Annotated in this window: 13 protein-coding genes and 1 pseudogene; 6 read left to right on the top strand and 8 right to left on the bottom strand. The window is 33.2% G+C overall.

The annotated features are described in order from the left end of the window. Nucleotides 1-174 precede the first annotated feature (174 nt). Together A3I1_RS0100800 and A3I1_RS0100795 are read right to left on the bottom strand one after the other, a co-directional pair. Entirely contained in the window at nt 175-2,856 is a 2,682-nt protein-coding gene (locus tag A3I1_RS0100800; RefSeq protein ID WP_018369417.1) for a calcium-translocating P-type ATPase, PMCA-type, read from the bottom strand. A gap of 187 nt (nt 2,857-3,043) precedes the next feature. Beyond that, nucleotides 3,044-3,436: a YwiB family protein gene (locus tag A3I1_RS0100795; protein WP_018369416.1), complete on the bottom strand. Its 393-nt coding sequence runs from the start codon at nt 3,434-3,436 to the stop codon at nt 3,044-3,046. Nucleotides 3,437-3,562: 126 nt separating this feature from the next. On the opposite strand from A3I1_RS0100795, the pseudogene A3I1_RS0100790 reads away from it, so the two are divergent. The 4 genes and pseudogenes from A3I1_RS0100790 to A3I1_RS0100775 all read left to right on the top strand — a co-directional run. Continuing rightward, nucleotides 3,563-4,783: pseudogene (locus tag A3I1_RS0100790) on the top strand (HD domain-containing protein); the annotation flags it as partial. 279 nt (nt 4,784-5,062) lie between these two features. Beyond that, nucleotides 5,063-5,872 carry a sugar-phosphatase gene (gene yidA, locus A3I1_RS0100785; RefSeq protein ID WP_018369414.1) on the top strand — a complete coding sequence of 270 codons (810 nt, stop codon included), beginning with the start codon at nt 5,063-5,065 and terminating at the stop codon, nt 5,870-5,872. After that, nucleotides 5,872-7,086, top strand: a complete 1,215-nt coding sequence (locus tag A3I1_RS0100780) for an aminoacyltransferase (protein WP_026216712.1) — start codon at nt 5,872-5,874, stop codon at nt 7,084-7,086. Before yidA ends, A3I1_RS0100780 begins: the two co-directional genes overlap by 1 nt. Beyond that, a complete protein-coding gene (locus tag A3I1_RS0100775; protein ID WP_018369412.1) occupies nt 7,086-8,315 on the top strand; it encodes an aminoacyltransferase in 1,230 nt (409 codons plus the stop codon). Before A3I1_RS0100780 ends, A3I1_RS0100775 begins: the two co-directional genes overlap by 1 nt. Before the next feature lie 50 nt (nt 8,316-8,365). Here the strand turns inward: A3I1_RS0100775 and tpiA are convergent, their stop codons facing one another. The 6 genes from tpiA to ppc form a co-directional block, all read right to left on the bottom strand. Continuing rightward, entirely contained in the window at nt 8,366-9,124 is a 759-nt protein-coding gene (gene tpiA, locus A3I1_RS0100770; protein WP_018369411.1) for a triose-phosphate isomerase, read from the bottom strand. Between the two features lie 153 nt (nt 9,125-9,277). Then, complete coding sequence (gene tuf / locus A3I1_RS0100765) at nt 9,278-10,474, bottom strand: elongation factor Tu (RefSeq protein ID WP_018369410.1); 1,197 nt, start codon at nt 10,472-10,474, stop codon at nt 9,278-9,280. A gap of 126 nt (nt 10,475-10,600) precedes the next feature. Beyond that, nucleotides 10,601-11,584: an anti sigma factor C-terminal domain-containing protein gene (locus A3I1_RS0100760; protein ID WP_018369409.1), complete on the bottom strand. Its 984-nt coding sequence runs from the start codon at nt 11,582-11,584 to the stop codon at nt 10,601-10,603. Next, nucleotides 11,565-12,077 carry an RNA polymerase sigma factor gene (locus A3I1_RS0100755; RefSeq protein ID WP_018369408.1) on the bottom strand — a complete coding sequence of 171 codons (513 nt, stop codon included), beginning with the start codon at nt 12,075-12,077 and terminating at the stop codon, nt 11,565-11,567. The genes A3I1_RS0100760 and A3I1_RS0100755 overlap by 20 nt, the downstream gene beginning before the upstream one ends. A gap of 72 nt (nt 12,078-12,149) precedes the next feature. Further along, entirely contained in the window at nt 12,150-13,403 is a 1,254-nt protein-coding gene (gene ftsW / locus A3I1_RS0100750; protein WP_018369407.1) for a cell division peptidoglycan polymerase FtsW, read from the bottom strand. 103 nt (nt 13,404-13,506) lie between these two features. After that, entirely contained in the window at nt 13,507-16,203 is a 2,697-nt protein-coding gene (gene ppc / locus A3I1_RS0100745) for a phosphoenolpyruvate carboxylase (RefSeq protein WP_018369406.1), read from the bottom strand. A 170-nt stretch (nt 16,204-16,373) separates the two neighbouring features. Between ppc and pepF the strand changes: the two genes are divergently transcribed. After that, nucleotides 16,374-18,173 (top strand): oligoendopeptidase F, encoded by a 1,800-nt coding sequence (gene pepF / locus A3I1_RS0100740; RefSeq protein WP_018369405.1) that lies wholly within the window; start codon nt 16,374-16,376, stop codon nt 18,171-18,173. Then, nucleotides 18,166-18,642, top strand: coding sequence for a glutathione peroxidase (locus tag A3I1_RS0100735; RefSeq protein ID WP_018369404.1), 477 nt, complete (start codon nt 18,166-18,168; stop codon nt 18,640-18,642). Before pepF ends, A3I1_RS0100735 begins: the two co-directional genes overlap by 8 nt. Nucleotides 18,643-18,662: the final 20 nt, after the last annotated feature.

Below are 18,662 nucleotides of genomic sequence, written 5' to 3'. Positions count from 1 at the left end.
TACAGTACTATTTTAAAGGAAAATTATAAAGTCTGCAAGACGAAAACATTACTAATTATTACTTTTGTTGCAAGTCGATAACATTTGAAACCATTTTTTTAATTATTTTTATGATAATTAAGAGAGAGTAGTAAATCTACTCTCTCTTAGTTAAATCATTCTATTAACAAACACTTAGATAGCATTTTTGTCCATACCAAATTTTCTTTGGATCCATTTGACAAGCTCAACAATCACTACCATTGAAAAACTTCCTATAAAGGTTATTAGCCACTGCCCTGGCGTTAATAGGCTAACATGGAAGAATTTGTTGAAACCTGGAATAACTAGGGTTGACAATAATAGTAAAAATGCAATAATAATCGACCAATTAAAGAGTTTATTTTTGAATGGCCCAACTTTAAAAATAGATTGATAGACCGATTTCACATTATAAGCATGGAATAACTGGATGAAACCAAGTGTTGCATAAGCCATCGTTAAAGCATCTGCATGTATTTCTTGGTAGGTGTTATGTTCTGGAAAAATAAGAGCATAGCCATAGACACCCAGAACAAGTACTGTTTGCAAAATACCTTGATAAATAATAGCCTCCAATACTCCTCCAGCAAAGAAACTTGATTTTCTACCACGTGGTTTATGACTCATAACGCCTGGTTCAGCTGGTTCAACCCCTAAAGCAATTGCTGGGAGAGTATCTGTTACTAGGTTAATCCATAAGAGATGAACTGGTTGTAACACATCCCAACCAAACAAGGTTGCTAAGAAAATAGTTAACACTTCAGCAGTATTTGCTGAAAGCAAGTATTGAATGGTTTTTTGAATATTTGAAAAGACTTTACGCCCTTCTTCAACTGCCACAATAATTGTCGCAAAGTTATCATCAGCAAGGACCATATCAGAAGCACTTTTTGAAACTTCTGTTCCGGTAATACCCATACCAATACCAATGTCAGCAGTTTTAAGTGCTGGAGCATCGTTAACCCCATCACCTGTCATAGCAACAACTTTACCTTGTGTTTGCCAAGCCTTAACAATACGAACTTTATGTTCAGGCGATACTCTAGCATAGACAGAGTACTGATTAACTACTTTTTGGAAATCTTCATCAGTTAATTCATTAAGCTCAGCGCCAGTCATAACATGGTCAACCGAATCGTCAGTGATAATGCCAAGACGTTTAGCAATCGCTTCAGCGGTATCTTGATGGTCACCAGTAATCATAATTGGACGAATACCCGCTTCACGAGCCACTCTTACAGCTTCTTCTGCCTCAGGTCTTTCTGGATCAATCATTCCAACTAAACCTGAGAAAATGAGATTGTTTTCAAGGGTTTCTGTTTGTAATTGTGGTACTTTTTCTTCATACTTATAGGCCATCATTAAGACTCGAAGAGCTTTTTTAGCCAAATCATGATTAGTAGTTAAAATGGTTTCTTTATCTGCATCTGTAATTGGGCGAATATTACCATCTTCTTCAATATGACTTAATCGTTTCAACAATTGATCTGGTGCACCCTTAACAGCAATAAAATAGCGATTATCTTCTAACTGATGAATGGTAGACATCAATTTTCTTGTTGAATCAAAAGGCATCTCAGCCACCCGAGGTTGTGTTAACAATTTTTCACGTATATCGAAATTTTGATCTAATCCAAACTGCACCAAAGCAGTTTCTGTTGGGTCTCCTATTAAGGAACCATCTTGTGCAATCTTACTATCATTAGCAAAGGTCATAATACGTAAGGTGGTATTTCCTTCATCTAATTTTTCACTCGATGATAATAATTGCCCATTAGTGTAGATCTTCTCAACAGTCATTTGATTCATGGTTAGTGTTCCAGTTTTATCAGAAGCAATAATTTCGGTTGATCCAAGTGTTTCCACCGCTGGTAACTTTCTAACAAATGATTTTCTTTTGGCTAAAACTTGTGTTCCTAATGATAAAACGACTGTAACAATAGCAGGTAAGCCTTCTGGTATAGCAGCAACAGCTAAGGCAACAGATGTCAACAAGCCTTTAAGTGGATCTTGACCTTTTAAAAAGACACCAACTATAAAAGTAACAACAGCGATTACCAAAATAACATAAGTCAAAACTTTTGATAGATTATTTAAATTTTGTTTAAGTGGTGTATCTGTCTCATCTGCATCTTGAAGCATTCCCGCGATATGACCCACTTCAGTATACATCCCAGTATTTGTAACAACACCAATTCCACGCCCGTAGGTGACACTTGAGTTTTGATAACTCATATTATAACGATCTCCAATAGGTGCATCTTCTTTTAAATCGACATCTAAAGTTTTTTCAACTGGAACAGATTCTCCTGTCAATCCTGACTCCTCAATTTTAAGAGAATTGGCCTCTAATAAGCGCAAATCTGCAGGAACAATATCCCCTGCCTCTAACAAAACCACATCTCCTGGCACTAAGTTTTTTGAATCCACTTCAATGACATGACCGTCACGACGAACACGAGCAACTGGACTAGACATTGATTTCAAAGCATCAATAGCTTCTTCTGCTTTGCCTTCTTGGTAAACACCAAAAGCAGCATTTAAAACAACTACTGCCATAATGATAATGGCATCTGCCCAATCATGACCACCTGATGTGATCACTGATAAGATGGCAGCGGCTACAAGTATGATAATCATTAAGTCCTTAAATTGGTCAATGAACTTAGCGATAATTGATCTTTTTTCACCTTCTTCTAATTCATTACGGCCAAATTCAGTCAAGCGTTTTTGAGCTTCTTGATTCGTTAAGCCTTCTTTTGAAGAGTTTAAAGTAGCTAAAACAGCTTCCTCACTTTGGATATAATATAATTCTCTTTTTTGCTTTTTAGACAAATTAGTCTCCCCCTCTAGTCTTTTTCATAGAAAAAGACCTGTTTTTTTCAAAACAAGTCTCGCTGTTTAAGATATGGCCGGAAATTTCTTTCGGATTGACGACCATATCACGGTTATACCGTCTGCTACTCCCTTGATATCTTCTTATTATACAGGAATTTAGCATTAATAACAAGTCTCATGGTCTTTAATCAAACCAATTAAGCGTTAATTGATATGAAGCTAAAATGTTATCTGTTTCTGGTTCGATTAATAAATCATAGTGTAGAAAAATTCTTTTTTCATGAGCACTCATCTCTAAACAATGAGTTTTGGTAACTAAATTTTGTAACCCCAATGGTGTTAATATTTTAGCATTGTCAAATTTTTTTAAACGAAATCGCATTACAGACGTTGGTGATGAAAAACGACTCATCACTAATTCATTTTCTCTATATTTAATAACAACTTTTTCTTTTTCGTTATTAATGTAACTAAAGTAATGAGTATCTCCTTTAATGACCCACTCACTCTCATACTCTTCTGTAATAATATCAATTTGATTATCTATTGTAATAGAATTTTCTAATTTTATTTTCATTTCAGTAACTTCCTTAGTGATTGGATTTTATTGTATCAGTTTTATTAATGGATAGCAATAATAACATCATTTTCTCTTTTATTGTTAATTCTGGGACAAAATTATTTATTTTGTTATAATAATCCTATGATAGAAAAAATTTTTAGAGACCCTGTTCATAACGACATTATCGTTAAAGAGCAAATTATTTATGATTTAATTAACACCAAAGAATTTCAACGATTACGTCGCATCAAACAACTTGGAACAACTAGCTATACGTTTCATGGGGGTGAGCATAGCCGATTTTCTCACTGTCTTGGCGTGTATGATATTGCTAGGCGTATGACTGAGCGGTTTAATTCTAATTATGAAACTGTTTGGCATACTGAAGACACTCTTTTGACCATTGTAGCTGCTTTACTTCATGATATTGGTCATGGCGCTTATTCACATACTTTTGAAAATTTATTTGGCACAGACCATGAAGAATTTACTCAAAAAATTGTTACCTGTCCTTCCACTGAAATTAATGCTGTTCTTCGAAAGGTGTCAATAGATTTTCCTAAAAAAGTTGCCAGTGTTATCAATCACACATACCAAAATAAGCAAGTGGTGCAACTTATCTCAAGCCAAATTGACGCAGATCGCATGGATTATCTTCTAAGAGATTCTTATTTCACTGGAGCAAGCTATGGTGAGTTTGATTTAACAAGGATTTTAAGTAGTATTGAACCGACTGAAAATGGGATTATTTTTGATGCGGGCGGTTTACATGCTGTTGAGGATTATATTATTAGTCGTTACCAAATGTATATGCAAGTCTACTTCCACCCTGCTAGTCGTGCGATGGAAGTTCTACTTCAAAATCTTCTTAAAAGAGCAAAATATCTATATGAAGAGGAAAAAGAATTTTTTGAGGCAACATCTCCTTGCTTAGTTCCTTTCTTAGAACAAAATTTTACACTTGATGATTATCTAAATTTAGACGATGGTGTGATGAACACCTATTTCCAAAGGTGGATTAACTGCTCTGATTTTATTCTTTCAGATTTAGCTAATCGTTTTGTTAATCGTAAAGTGTTTAAATCAATAACATTTGATAGTAAGGGGCATACAAATATTGATAAGTTAAAAGAAATGGTCAAAGAAGCTGGCTATGATCCTGATTATTATACCGCCATTCACCGTAATTTTGACTTACCTTATGACATCTACCGCCCTGATGTCAAAAATCCAAGAACACAAATTGAAATTAAACAAAAAAATAATGAAATTATTGAACTATCAAAACTATCAACCTTAGTTTCAGCTCTCTCAGGTACTATTCATGGTGATCAACGCTTTTATTTTCCAAAAGAAATGCTTGAAAGACAACTGCCAGTTTCACAAAACTTTTAAGTTACAAGACAAAAAAATTGAGACTAGAATATCTAGTCTCTCATTTTTTGACTGGTTTTTGTATTAGGTAAATATGAAAACTAATCATTCTTATTTTTTAAACGAAGTTTTATACCACAAGAAAAATGAATAACGAACTCGTTTTATCTCTCTTCTTCTGCCAAAAGAGTAGTCCATGACAAAAAAGAAGATTTTTAGTAATATAGTAGTTAAGCATTTAACAATAACAATAAATTGGAGTTAACCATGACAATTAAACTAATCGCTATCGACATTGATGGCACATTAGTCAACAATCAAAAAGAAATTACTGATGACGTCTATAAAGCTATTCAAGATGCCAAACAAGCTGGGATTAAAATTGTTATCACCACTGGTAGACCTATTGCTGGTGTAACAAATATATTAGAAAAACTAAATCTTAAAGAAAAAGGAGACTATGTCATTACTTTCAATGGGGGATTAGTGCAAGAAACTCTGTCTCAAAATGAGCTAATTAAAGAAGGGCTTAGTTACAATGACTACCTAGATTTTGAATGGCTAAGCCGAAAATTAGGTGTTCATATGCATGCTATCACTAAAGATGGGATATACACTGCCAATAAAAATATTGGAAAATATACGATATATGAAGCATCACTTGTTAATATGCCCGTTTTTTATCGCACACCTGAAGAGATGGCTAATAAAGATATCATTAAAATCATGTTTATTGACGAACCAGATACTTTAAATCAAGCTATTAAAAAGATTCCTGAAAAATTTCAACAAGATTATGCTCTCGTTAAATCACAACCATTCTATTTAGAAGTGGTTAATAAAAAAGTAAGTAAGGGTAATGCTATTATCCACCTTGCTAAATCATTAGGCATTGATATGTCTGAGACAATGGCTATTGGTGATGAGGAAAATGACCGTGCAATGTTAGAAGTTGTTGCTAATCCTGTTGTGATGGCAAATGGTAACCCAAATCTTAAAAAAATAGCCAAATATATTACTAAATCAAACGAAGAAAGTGGCGTAGCTTATGCCATACGTCAATGGGTATTAAAATAATGTTAACCTATAAAATAGGACTATCGCCAAAAGAACATGACGACTTTGTCAAAAATAGTCCACAAACCAACCTCTTACAAAGCAGTCAGTGGTCTAAAGTAAAAGATAACTGGAACAATGACATTATTGGTTTTTATAGAGACGAACAATTAGTTGCAAGTGCTGCTATTTTAATCAAACAGTTACCACTTGGAATGACTATGTTATACGTCCCTAGAGGTCCAGTCATGGACTATACTGACAAAGAATTGGTTCAATTTGTTATAGACTCTCTCAAAAAATATGGCAAAACTAAAAAAGCTCTCTTTATTAAATTTGATCCAGCCATCTTATTACGCCAGTACCATCTTGGGGAAGAAGCTAAAGATAATCGAGAAACCCTTGAAATGATTTCAACACTCAAACAAGCAGGGGCATCATGGAGTGGTTGTACCATAAAAATTGATGAAAGCATTCAACCTCGCTATCAAGCTAATATCTATACACAAGAAAACATTGAAGAAAGCTTTCCAAAACACACTAGAAGACTTTTAAAAAAAGCTAATAATCGTGGTGTTATTACTTATAGAGCTACCAAAGAGGAAATAGATGCTTTTGCTAATGTTGTGGCTCAAACAGAAGAAAGAAAAGGCGTTTTTCTTCGTAATAAAGATTATTTCAAAAAGATGATGACTATTTTTGGAGATGATGCCTACTTACACCTAGCAAAAGTTAATTTAAAACAAGGTCTTTCTGATTATAAAAAACAATTAAAAACCATTGAAGCACAAATTGCTCAAACCCAACCTCATCAAAAAAAACGGTTGAACAAATTAACAGATCAAAAAGAATCTGTTGCAAAATACGTTGTAGAATTTGGAGAATTTGTAAAAAAATACCCGGATGAATTAGTGATTGCTGGTATTTTATCCATCCGTTTTGGGAATGTTATGGAAATGCTTTATGCTGGAATGAATGATGAATTCAAAAGTTTTTTCCCTCAATATACCCTTTATCCTAAAGTTTTTGAAGATGCCTATCAAGATGGGATTATCTGGGCTAATATGGGTGGTGTCGAAGGAACTCTTGATGATGGCTTAACAAAATTCAAATCTAATTTTAATCCAACGATTGAAGAATATATAGGTGAATTTGATATTCCTGTCAACTCAATTTTATACGGACTATCAAAAAAAGCTTATCAATTACGTAAACAAATGAGGAGTAAACACTAATGGTCTTTACTGAACTTACAAAAGAAGAATTTCTCTCTCATATCGAATCGGTTAGTTTCAAATCGTTTATGCAATCTGAAGAAATGGCAACGCTATTTATCAAACGAGGTTATAAGATTTCATATCTTGGTCTGAAAGTAAAGGGAGATATTAAAGTTTCTGCCCTAGTTTATATGATTCCAATGACTGGTGGAATTCATATGGAAATCAACAGTGGCCCTGTTTCTTCTGATAGTTATTTTTTATCTGATTTTTATAAGGAGTTAACAAGCTATGCCAAAAAAAATGGAGTTCTCGAATTAATCGTAAAACCCTTTGACACCTATCAAACGTTTGATAATAATGGCAAGCCAACAAGTAAACCAAAAAAAGAATTAATTGAAATACTTAACAATCTAGGTTATCATCATGATGGTTTGTTGACAGGCTATCCTGGTGGTGAGCCTGATTGGCATTATGTGAAAGATTTAAAAGATATCACTAGTGACAATCTCTTACAATCCTTTAGCAAAAAAGGTAAACCACTTGTGAAAAAAGCTAAAACATTTGGGATCACTTTGAAGAAATTAAAACGTGAAGAGCTATCTATTTTTAAAGATATAACCACTTCTACTTCTGAAAAACATGGAAATGTTGATAAACCACTGGATTATTATGAAGATTTTTTCGATAGTTTCAAAGATAAGGCAGAATTTATGATAGCTACTTTAAACTTTAATACTTATCTTCAACATTTGAACCAGGACCAAGAAAAATTAAAAGAAAAAATGGAACAGTTGAAACAACGTTTCAAAAAAACACCCACAAATAAGACACAGAACCAATTATCTGAATTACAGCAACAAATTAAAACATTTGATATCAGAAAAAAAGAGGCAAAACAGTTTATTGTTGAATACGGTGACCAAGAAGTTGTTTTAGCTGGTAGTCTATTTGTCTATACTAAACAAGAAGCTGTTTATCTCTTTAGTGGCTCATATCTTGCTTTTAACAAATTTTATGCGCCAGCACTTCTACAAGAATATGTCATGTTAGAAGCTATTAAAAAACAAATTCCTCTATATAATTTTCTTGGTATTACAGGAGACTTCGAAAATGAAGATGGTGTTTTAAGGTTTAAACAAAATTTCAATGGGTATATCACTCGTAAAATAGGGACTTTTAGATATTATCCCAATCCATTCAAATTTAAACTACTACAAGGTATTAAGAAAATTTTAAGAAGATAAATAAGATAAAAACACTTGTAACATTACAAGTGTTTTTATTGTTAATATTGTTATTTATTAAAATCAAGAAGTGCCAAAAAGCTATCTGGTTGAAGAGAAGCTCCTCCAACTAAAGCACCATCTACATCTGGACAAGCCATATAATCAGCAATATTTTCAGGTTTAACAGAACCACCATATTGAACACGTACTTTATCAGCAACATCTTGTCCAAAATCAGCTGCTACTACTTCACGAACTGCTTGACACATGTTTTGGGCATCATCTTTAGTTGCTGATTTACCAGTACCTATTGCCCAAATTGGCTCATATGCAATTACTAATGATGACACTTGTTCTTCAGACAAGCCTTTAAGTGCAGCTGAGACTTGTGCACCAACAAATTCTACTGCTTTACCAGCTTCGTAAGTTTCAAGTGTTTCACCACAACAAATAATAGGAGTCATGTTATTTTTAAAAATAGCGTGTGCTTTTTTATTAATGTCTTCATCAGTTTCATGGAAGTATTCACGACGTTCTGAATGACCTATAATAACGTAATCCAGACCTATATCAGAAAGCGTTTTTGGACTAGTTTCACCTGTGAAAGCACCAGCATCTTCAAAATAAGTATTTTGTGCAGCTACTTTTAGTTGACTACCTTTACTCGCTTCTTTCAAGCTATGGAGTAAAACTGGTGAAGCACCAATAACAGATTCTACAACTTCATTTGATGGCAAATTATCTTTGACAGCATTAATAAAATCTACTGCTTCTAGCACATTTTTATTCATTTTCCAGTTTCCAGCAATAATTGGTTTACGTGACATTTCACTACCTCTTCTTTTTTTATTTACGATGTATATTATATCACATTTTACCATTCTTTAAAAGATTTATCTGATAACAACAAAAAAGCTCTATCGAAATAGAGCTTTTTATTTGTTGTCTGACAAATAATTGTTATCTGGGAACTTAATTTCTTAAGCTTCGATTTCTGAAACGATACCTGAACCAACAGTACGTCCACCCTCACGAATTGAGAATGTTGTCCCTTGTTCAACGGCGATTGGGTGAATCAATTCAACATCGATAGTCACGTTATCACCAGGCATAACCATTTCTGTACCTGCTGGAAGTTCAATTGAACCTGTTACGTCAGTTGTACGGAAATAGAATTGTGGACGATAATTGTTAAAGAATGGAGTGTGACGTCCACCTTCTTCTTTAGAAAGGATATACACTTCACCTTTAAATTTAGTATGTGGATTAATTGAACCTGGTTTAGAGATAACTTGACCACGCTCAATTTCATCACGTTGGATACCACGAAGAAGAACACCAACGTTATCTCCAGCAAGACCTTCGTCAAGTTGTTTACGGAACATTTCAACTCCAGTAACAACTGCTTTAGTTTTGTTTTCTTTGATACCAACAATTTCGATTTCATCGTTAACACGAACAGTACCACGATCGATACGTCCAGATGCTACTGTACCACGTCCAGTGATTGAGAATACATCCTCAACTGGAAGAAGAAGTGGTTTGTCAGTATCACGTTCTGGTTCTGGAATATACTCATCAACAGTTTTCATCAATTCCATGATAATATCTTCAGCTGCAGTATCACCTTCAAGAGCTTTAAGTGCTGAACCTTGAATTACAGGAAGATCATCTCCTGGGAATCCATATTCTGACAATAGGTCACGGATTTCCAATTCAACTAATTCAAGCAACTCTTCATCATCAACTAAGTCTACTTTGTTCATGAAGACAATAAGGTGTTTAACACCTACTTGACGAGAAAGAAGAATATGCTCACGAGTTTGAGGCATTGGTCCATCAGTTGAAGCTACAACAAGGATAGCTCCGTCCATTTGAGCAGCACCAGTAATCATATTCTTAACGTAGTCCGCGTGTCCTGGAGCATCAATATGTGCATAGTGACGAGTTTCAGTTTCGTACTCAACGTGAGCAGTATTGATAGTGATTCCACGTTCGCGTTCTTCTGGAGCAGCATCGATAGAAGCATAGTCTTTAGGCTGGTTTACAGCGCTAGGAAGACGACGTGCAAGTACAGTTGTAATTGCTGCAGTTAGGGTAGTTTTACCATGGTCAACGTGTCCAATTGTACCAATGTTAACATGGGGTTTACTACGATCGTATTTTTCTTTTGCCATTTAGGAAAAGCCTCCAATAAAATATATTTTATAGATAGACTATACTCACACAGTCTAACTTTACCTTACTATTTTAACAAATTACAGCGAAAAAGCAAGCTTTTTATGACTCTTTTACCAATTTCTTTATTTTGTTAGCTGGTGATAAGGTCTTACTTCAACAGTTTGACCAAGATTAGATGCATAAATCCATTCTTTATTTTTTAATACTTCAAAATTTTCTGAGCGCCCTGTTAAAATAACCCCCGAAAATTTAGCAGTTTTACTATCTGGATTATTTTTAATGAAGTTTAAAATATCTTCCTTTAATTCAAATTGATTATTTTCTCTACCATAACTACTTTCAATCCATTTATTATCAAGTGCTGATTGCAAATTTTTGATAAAACTATCATAATTACTATCAAAATCAACCTCATCTGAGGATTGATTAGAATCTTCATATGATTTCATTCCATATAAATCACTTGGATAAAAATCAACCGTATCAAGATTACTAGTGGTACCAATCCAGTACCAGTTAATCATTAAATGATTAGGTATCATTGTCTTGATTTCATTATAGCTATATGGTTTATCAAAGGTAATAGCTATCTCTACTGCTTGTCCTTTTAAATCTGGAACAAAAATAATATCTTGAGTCAGCTTATTGTAGCTATCTTCATTGTAATTGACATTAATGTTATAGAAACGAGGAAATTTATAATGACTGCCATGAGTATAGCTTGATTGTCCTCCATCAGCTTCTAGTAAATATTCACCATCACTATTATTAGCTAAATGAGTACTTAATGAATAGTATCCTTGATAAGGTTCAAATGGAATTTCAATACCATCAATATTCTTATATCGATGTGATTCAAAAATACCAGTAAATTGGCTAGTCGCATGAAAATGCCAATTGCTATAAGAAATATTAGGATAAGCGATTTCAGAAAGAAGCAGATACCTATTTTTTATTTCCTCACCATGTTTTTTAGTCAGCTCATTCAATCCTTTATACCCTAAAATTAATAGAACGAATACTATCAAAACACTAGCACCAACTGTTTTAATAAGCTGCTTTCTTTTATTTTTTTGAGCAATTTTTTCAAATAGGTTTGTCTTCATTGTAATATCCTTTCTGAATTAATATAGATTTCAATTGTTGTCGTCCTCGGTATAAATTTGTTTTGACTTGTGATTGACTCATACCAAGAAGTTTTGCGGTTTCTTTAATAGTAAATCCTTGAAAATAATAACAATCTAAAACCAGTTGATAATGGTCACTCAGTTCTTCAATAGATTCATATAAGTAGGAATAACTATCATCATCATATTTAAGCCAATCTTTTTCATTGAAAAAAGATTTTTGAATTAACTCATGGTATTTTTTATCCCGTCTATAGCGATCAATATATAACCTGATTGCTGATCGATAAAACCAAGAACGCAATTTATCATAAGAAAGGATAATCTTACTTTCAAGTAGCTTCACTAAAATGTCCTGAGAGATATCAAGGCTATCTTGTTTAGAAATATTTGATTTTCTTAGATAAAAGCTAACTTCTTGAGCTATCTTCACCAATTCAGTTTCATAAGCATCTAGTTTAATTATCCTCACCCCTTCACTAATATAACGAATAAGATGATTAAAAGGTTACAAAACGAAAAAAATCTGCAAAGCAGATTTTAACTATTGAAAATAATCCTCTTCATAATAAGTCTCATCAACGTCTTCATAGCTTTCTTCAATTTCATGATAAATCTCTTCTCGTTTCTCATTGGCATCAATATTTAATACTAGACCAATGGCAACAGACAAGACTAAAAGACTATTTCCTCCTTGAGAAAGAAAAGGGAAAGTGACACCGGTTGATGGAATTAAACCAGAAATTCCCCCAACATTGACAAATACCTGTGTTAATAATAAACCACCTACACCAAGAGCTAAAATCGAATTAAAGGCATTTTTTGCCTTAATACCCACCAGCAAAATTCTAAGAATTAGGAAAAATACTAAAGCTAAAATCAGTCCTGCTCCAATTAAACCTAATTCTTCAATAACGATAGAAAACACAAAATCAGTATGAGCTTCAGGTAAATAACCTTTCTTTTCAATTGAATTACCTAAACCACGGCCAAACCAACCGCCATTACTCATAGCATAATAAGAATTGGCCAACTGAAGTCCTGCTCCTTGAGCATCTTGAAAAGGATCAAAAAAGGCTGTAAAGCGTTTTGCAACATAACCAAATAGAGGGATTTTTTCAATAGTTTCAACTCCTACAAAACCAATGAAGGACAAAATAGCTACAGAAATACTCGTAATTGTTACTAAAATGGCTGTGAACCACTTATGCCCGACACCACTTATAGTGTACATAATAATAACAATCAAAGTAATGATAGTAGCATTGCCCAAATCAGGCATCATTATAACTAATCCTATTAAAAATCCTGAAATAATACGCCAATCAGTAAATTGTCTAGGCAATATCGTACCTTCTGTTATGGCTTGATAATCATAAATTTCAATAGACTGTTGCCTTTTTGCGAAATAAAAGGCCAAATACCAAATAATTAAAACTTTCAAATATTCTGCTGGTTGCAAACTAATCCGTCCAAAAGTAATCCATCCGTGAGCCCCTTTTACTGGATCAAAGAAGAAACGGGCAACTAGTAGTAAAACAACTTCTGTCATAATTGCTAATCGTAACAAGACTTGATTTTTCAAAAAATTCAGTTTCAATCGATAAATAAACCAAATAGTTACTAAGCTCACCACAAAAAACATTGCCTGATTTTTAACATAAGCAAATGGGTTGGCACCTAGTTGAATTAGGTTAGCACTAGTTGTTGAATAAACAATAATTAAACCAATAATTGACAAGGCTAGATAAGGTAATAAAATTGAATAGTTTAAGAGATGTCTTTTATCAATTTTCATATTTTCTCCTAAATAGTGATAAATTGTATGAGCATTATAAGATTTTTAACACGTAATTGCTATCGCCTTACACATCTATAGTAAATGCAAAAAGAAAAGATGGCTAACCTGAATTCCTAAGACCAGTGGCAATACCATTTATCGTAATATGGATTTGTTTTTCTTCAGCTTCACTAAGTTCTCCTCGTCTCATTCGATTAATCAATTCAATTTGAACATAGTTTAAAACATTAAAATAGGGTAAACGATAATCTAAACTTGATTTTAAATAAGGATTATCTTCAAGCAAATCTTCTTGTTTTTCAATTGCGAGAATGATATTTTTTGTTAACTGCCATTCATCCAAGATAGTATGAAAAATATCTCGAACATTGTCATCCTCACACATTTGAGCATAACGAAAAGCAATATTCATATTAGATTTTGAAAGTACCATATCAACATTTGATAATAGCGATCTAAAAAATGGCCATTTTTCATACATAGCTTGTAATTTTTCAAGATTTCCTGTTTTTTTATCAATAAAGTTTTTAAAACTTGTACCAACACCATACCAACCAGGAAACATCACACGATTTTGAGACCATGAAAAAACCCAAGGTATGGCTCTAAGTCCTGTGATTTCTGTTATGGTTTTTCGAGCTGCAGGTCTTGAACCAATATTTAAGCTCGAAATTTCTCGAATAGGACTTGCAGCAAAAAAATAATCATAAAACTTAGGATTCTCAAAAACCAGATGACGATAATTACGGTAACTATCTTCAACAATAGCATCCATAATTTCTCGATATTCCTCTAACTCAGTTGAATCAACAATTAACTGAGTAACCATGCGATTTAATGTGGCAGACATCAACATCTCAAGATTATAATAAGCTGCATCTTTATTGCCATACTTATTCCCGATAACCTCACCTTGTTCAGTAACACGAATGTGATCATTAATTGTGCCAAAAGGTTGTGACGTAATAGCTTCGTAAGAAGGACCCCCACCACGACCTACTGTTCCACCTCTTCCGTGGAAAAATGTAATTTTTGCCTTGTTTTTCTTACCAATTTCAGTTAATTCTTTTTGAGCTTTATAGAGTGTCCAAACCGATGATAAATACCCACCGTCTTTATTACTGTCTGAATAACCAAGCATTATTTCTTGATAATTACGATTATGCTCTAACCATTTTCTGACCAAATCAATTGATAGGTAGTCGTCCATAATTTGAGGTGATTTATTTAAATCTTCAATTGTTTCAAATAATGGTACAATTTGGACACGCGCTTTTTCACTATCAACAAGACCTACTTCTTTTAACAGGACGGCTAATTCAAGCATATCAGAAACCGTTTCTGAGTGCGAAATAATATGTTGTTTTATAATATCTTCTCCCATTTTATCTTTTAACTCTCTAGCCATTTTAAAAATGGCTAGTTCTTTTTCAAGACTATGAGACTTTGGCAGATGAGTAGCAGATAAAATCCGAGGTTCTTTTGTTAATTGTTGTAACAATAACTGACATTTTTCTGATTCAGATAAGTCACAGTAGTTTGAAGTAATATTAGCTGTCTTTAATAATTCAGACACGCTTGCTTCATGGATACTTGAATCCTGTCGCAAATCAATACTAGCTAGGTAAAATCCGAAAATATCAACAGCTTGTAATAATTCGCCAAAGTCCCCTTTGATTAAATTTTGACCATTATTGACTAGTAAAGAATCTTTTATCACTAATAAATCTTTTTCAAACTCTGTCACGCTGAGATAAAGAGGTGTGATTTTTTTATCCTGAGTAAGATAGGTTAAGGTATTTGTTAATTTCAATTGAATATAGTGAAAAGCTCTACGATAAGGTTCTTTTTCTCTAAATTCAGAAGTGTCTGATGAACATTCTGCTAATTCTTCAAGTTCCTTTGAAGTTTTAGAAATAGTCACAGAGATTGAAAATAAAGCATATAAGGACTGAACTTTTTCAATATAATAATTGAGAATAACTTCTGCTTGTGTAATGGCAGAAAGACGCAAAGTTTCAGCAGTAACAAAAGGATTTCCATCACGGTCACCACCAATCCACATGCCCATTGTTATGGGTTTAGGATGATTAAGAACAATTCCTCTTTCTCTTGCTAATCTTTTATATTCTGAAACCAAATCAGTAATAGCAACAATTAATGATCTATCGTAGTATCCAGTAACATTACTGATTTCATTTTTAACTTTTAATTTTTTTTCACGAATAATATCTGACTGCATAATCATCTCGATATGACGACGAAGATCATCTAGCCACTGTTTAGTATTTATAAGACCAGCCTTTGTATCACGGTGTTGTCTTAACAACAAATAGATTTCATAAGTCAAATCTAACATTGATTGACGTTGTACTTGAGTAGGGTGAGCAGTTAAAACAGGAACGACATTGAGGTTTTCTAATATTTCTTGACCATTTTCATTAGTTAAAACATCTTCTATTGCTAGAGAAAGTTTACCTAAATAGTCTTTTTTTGTATTATTTTGATAGCTCACCTCGTAAGCCAAATCAACGTCTTCAGCTATATTAATTAGCAAAGGAAGAATAGAAAAATAGCGTGAGACAATTTCAGTTTCTTCAGTGTTTAATCCTGAAATAGCTCTCTCTAACGCTTGATAGTCATGATTGATAGATAATTTAGCTAATAATTTTATCGTTTCAAAGGAATCATTTCCAACCATTTGACATGTCACTTCCTCTAACAGGTTGGTAAGAACAATCACATCCTCATTGATTTGTTTTTTATTATTTCTGCTTTCTAGTTTTCTGATAACCACTGTTTTTTCGACTCCTACCCTATTTTCTAATAACTATCATATCATTTTACCAAAAAAAGTAAACTAAAGAGAGAAACCTTCTGATTAAAAAAATTTTTAAAAAGCTATCAAAATTACTATCTTCTTATTTTTTTTGTTATACTATTTCTAATAAAAAATGGAGGATAATCATGAAACAAAAGAAACGTTCAGAATTCTCTGATAATGAGCTTTGGGATTTAACTGCTCTTTATAAAGACAGAGAAGATTTTTTAAATGCTATTGAAACAGCGCTAGCTGACATTAAACAGTTCTCACTCAATTACAAAAATAACTTATACACCGTTGATGACTTTACAGAAGCTCTAATGGTTCTTGAGCAAATATATATCCAGATTAGTCATATCAGCACCTACTCATTTATGCCACAAACCACTGATTTCAGTAATGAAGAATTTGCTCAAATTGCTCAAGTAGGTAACGATTTCATGACCAAAGCAACTGTTCTTTTAAATTTTTTTGAAAATGCTTTAGTCATGGCTGATGACACCATTTTAAATGAATTAGAGCAAAACAGTTACTTTAGTGCTTTTATTCGTGAAGCCAAAATCAAGAAAAAACACTATCTTGAGCCAACTGTTGAGAAAACCATCGCTAACCTAAGAGAACTCTTTAATACACCTCAAGATATTTATACAAAAATGCGTGCTAGTGATTTTTCCATGAATAATTTTACTGTCAATGGAAAAACATATCCTAATAGTTTTATCACTTATGAAAATATTTATCAAAATCACGAAAATGCTGAAGTAAGACAAAAAGCCTATCGTTCCTTCTCAGAAGGGTTAAGACAGCATCAACATACTGCAGCTGCAAGCTATTTAGCACAAGTTAGAGCCGAAAAGATTATTTCTGATATGCGAGGTTATGATTCCGTATTTGACTATCTTTTAGCTGAGCAAGAAGTTGATAAAACCATGTTTGACCGTCAAATTGATTTAATTATGACCGAGTTTGCACCAATTGCCCAACAATATATCAAACATGTCGCAAAAGTAAACGGTATTAAAAAAATGACTTTTGCTGATTGGAAGCTAGATCTTGATGCTAAAATGAATCCAGAAATATCAATTGATGATGCTTATGATTTAGTAATGAAGTCAACCTTGCCACTTGGTGAAGAATACCAAAAAGAAATTGCCCGCTATCAGTCTGAGCGTTGGGTGGATTTTGCTGCAAATAGTGGAAAGGATTCTGGTGGTTATGCTGCAGATCCTTATAAAGTTCATCCTTATATTTTAATGAGTTGGACTGGAAAAATGAGTGATGTTTATACACTCATTCACGAAATTGGTCACTCTGGGCAGTTTATTTTTTCTGATAATCATCAAAGTTACTTTAACACTCACATGTCTACTTACTATGTAGAAGCTCCTTCTACAATGAATGAATTGCTGTTAAGCGATTATCTTGAACAAGAATTTGATCATCCAAAACAAAAAAGGTTTGCCCTAGCTCATCGCTTAACAGATACTTATTTTCATAATTTTATTACACATCTATTAGAAGCAGCTTTCCAACGAAAAGTATACACTCTCATAGAAGAGGGGAAAACCTTTGGAGCAGATCAACTCAATCATCTAATGAAGTCAGTATTAAAAGAATTTTGGGGTGATGCTATTGTTATTGACGATGATGCTGCCTTAACTTGGATGCGTCAAAGTCATTATTACATGGGACTTTATAGCTATACTTATTCAGCAGGACTTGTTATTTCAACGGTTGGTTACCTAAATATTAAAAATAATCCTGATGGTGCCAAACAATGGTTAGATTTCTTAAAATCAGGTGGTAGCCAAACACCGATAGAAACAGCTAAAATTATTGGTGCTGATATTACTACTGAAAAACCACTACGACAAACCATAACATTTTTAAAAGAAACTGTAGAGCAAATTATAAAATACAGTCAGGAGATTGAGAATGTCTAAACTATCTGATTTCACTGTAAAAACAATGCTAGATGAAGATTTTAGTCTATCTCAGTTTGATGGTAAAGTGATTTTAATTGTAAATACAGCTACAAAATGTGGATTTACTCCTCAATATAATGGCTTACAAGAACTTTATAATCACTACCATGAAAAAGGTTTTGAAATTCTAGACTTTCCGTGCAATCAATTCAAACAACAGGCATCTGAAGAAATCTCAGAAATTAATAGCTTTTGCCAATTAAACTACCAAACTTCTTTTCACCGTTTTAATAAAATTAAAGTTAATGGTAAGGAAACCCACCCACTTTATCAATGGCTAAAAAACAAGAAAAAAGGACCTTTAGGTAAAGTAATTGAGTGGAATTTCACTAAGTTTCTAGTTGATAGAAATGGGAATGTTGTTGAGCGGTTCTCATCCAAAGCAGAACCAAGGACTCTAAGGGATACAATTGAAAAATATTTGTAATACTGATGTTTTGATTTTTT

It is taken from the genome of Streptococcus marimammalium DSM 18627, assembly GCF_000380045.1.
In the GTDB taxonomy this organism is placed as follows: domain Bacteria; phylum Bacillota; class Bacilli; order Lactobacillales; family Streptococcaceae; genus Streptococcus; species Streptococcus marimammalium.
The sequence above is the reverse complement of the archived record's forward strand: the minus strand, read 5'-3'. Positions and strand labels throughout refer to the sequence as shown.

Coding starts and splice junctions, on each gene's coding strand:
- A3I1_RS0100795 (WP_018369416.1), bottom strand. CDS start 3,436: ATGAAAATAAAATTAGAAAATTCTATTACAATAGATAATCAAATTGAT.
- yidA (WP_018369414.1), top strand. CDS start 5,063: ATGACAATTAAACTAATCGCTATCGACATTGATGGCACATTAGTCAAC.
- A3I1_RS0100780 (WP_026216712.1), top strand. CDS start 5,872: ATGTTAACCTATAAAATAGGACTATCGCCAAAAGAACATGACGACTTT.
- A3I1_RS0100775 (WP_018369412.1), top strand. CDS start 7,086: ATGGTCTTTACTGAACTTACAAAAGAAGAATTTCTCTCTCATATCGAA.
- tpiA (WP_018369411.1), bottom strand. CDS start 9,124: ATGTCACGTAAACCAATTATTGCTGGAAACTGGAAAATGAATAAAAAT.
- tuf (WP_018369410.1), bottom strand. CDS start 10,474: ATGGCAAAAGAAAAATACGATCGTAGTAAACCCCATGTTAACATTGGT.
- A3I1_RS0100760 (WP_018369409.1), bottom strand. CDS start 11,584: ATGAAGACAAACCTATTTGAAAAAATTGCTCAAAAAAATAAAAGAAAG.
- ftsW (WP_018369407.1), bottom strand. CDS start 13,403: ATGAAAATTGATAAAAGACATCTCTTAAACTATTCAATTTTATTACCT.
- pepF (WP_018369405.1), top strand. CDS start 16,374: ATGAAACAAAAGAAACGTTCAGAATTCTCTGATAATGAGCTTTGGGAT.
- A3I1_RS0100735 (WP_018369404.1), top strand. CDS start 18,166: ATGTCTAAACTATCTGATTTCACTGTAAAAACAATGCTAGATGAAGAT.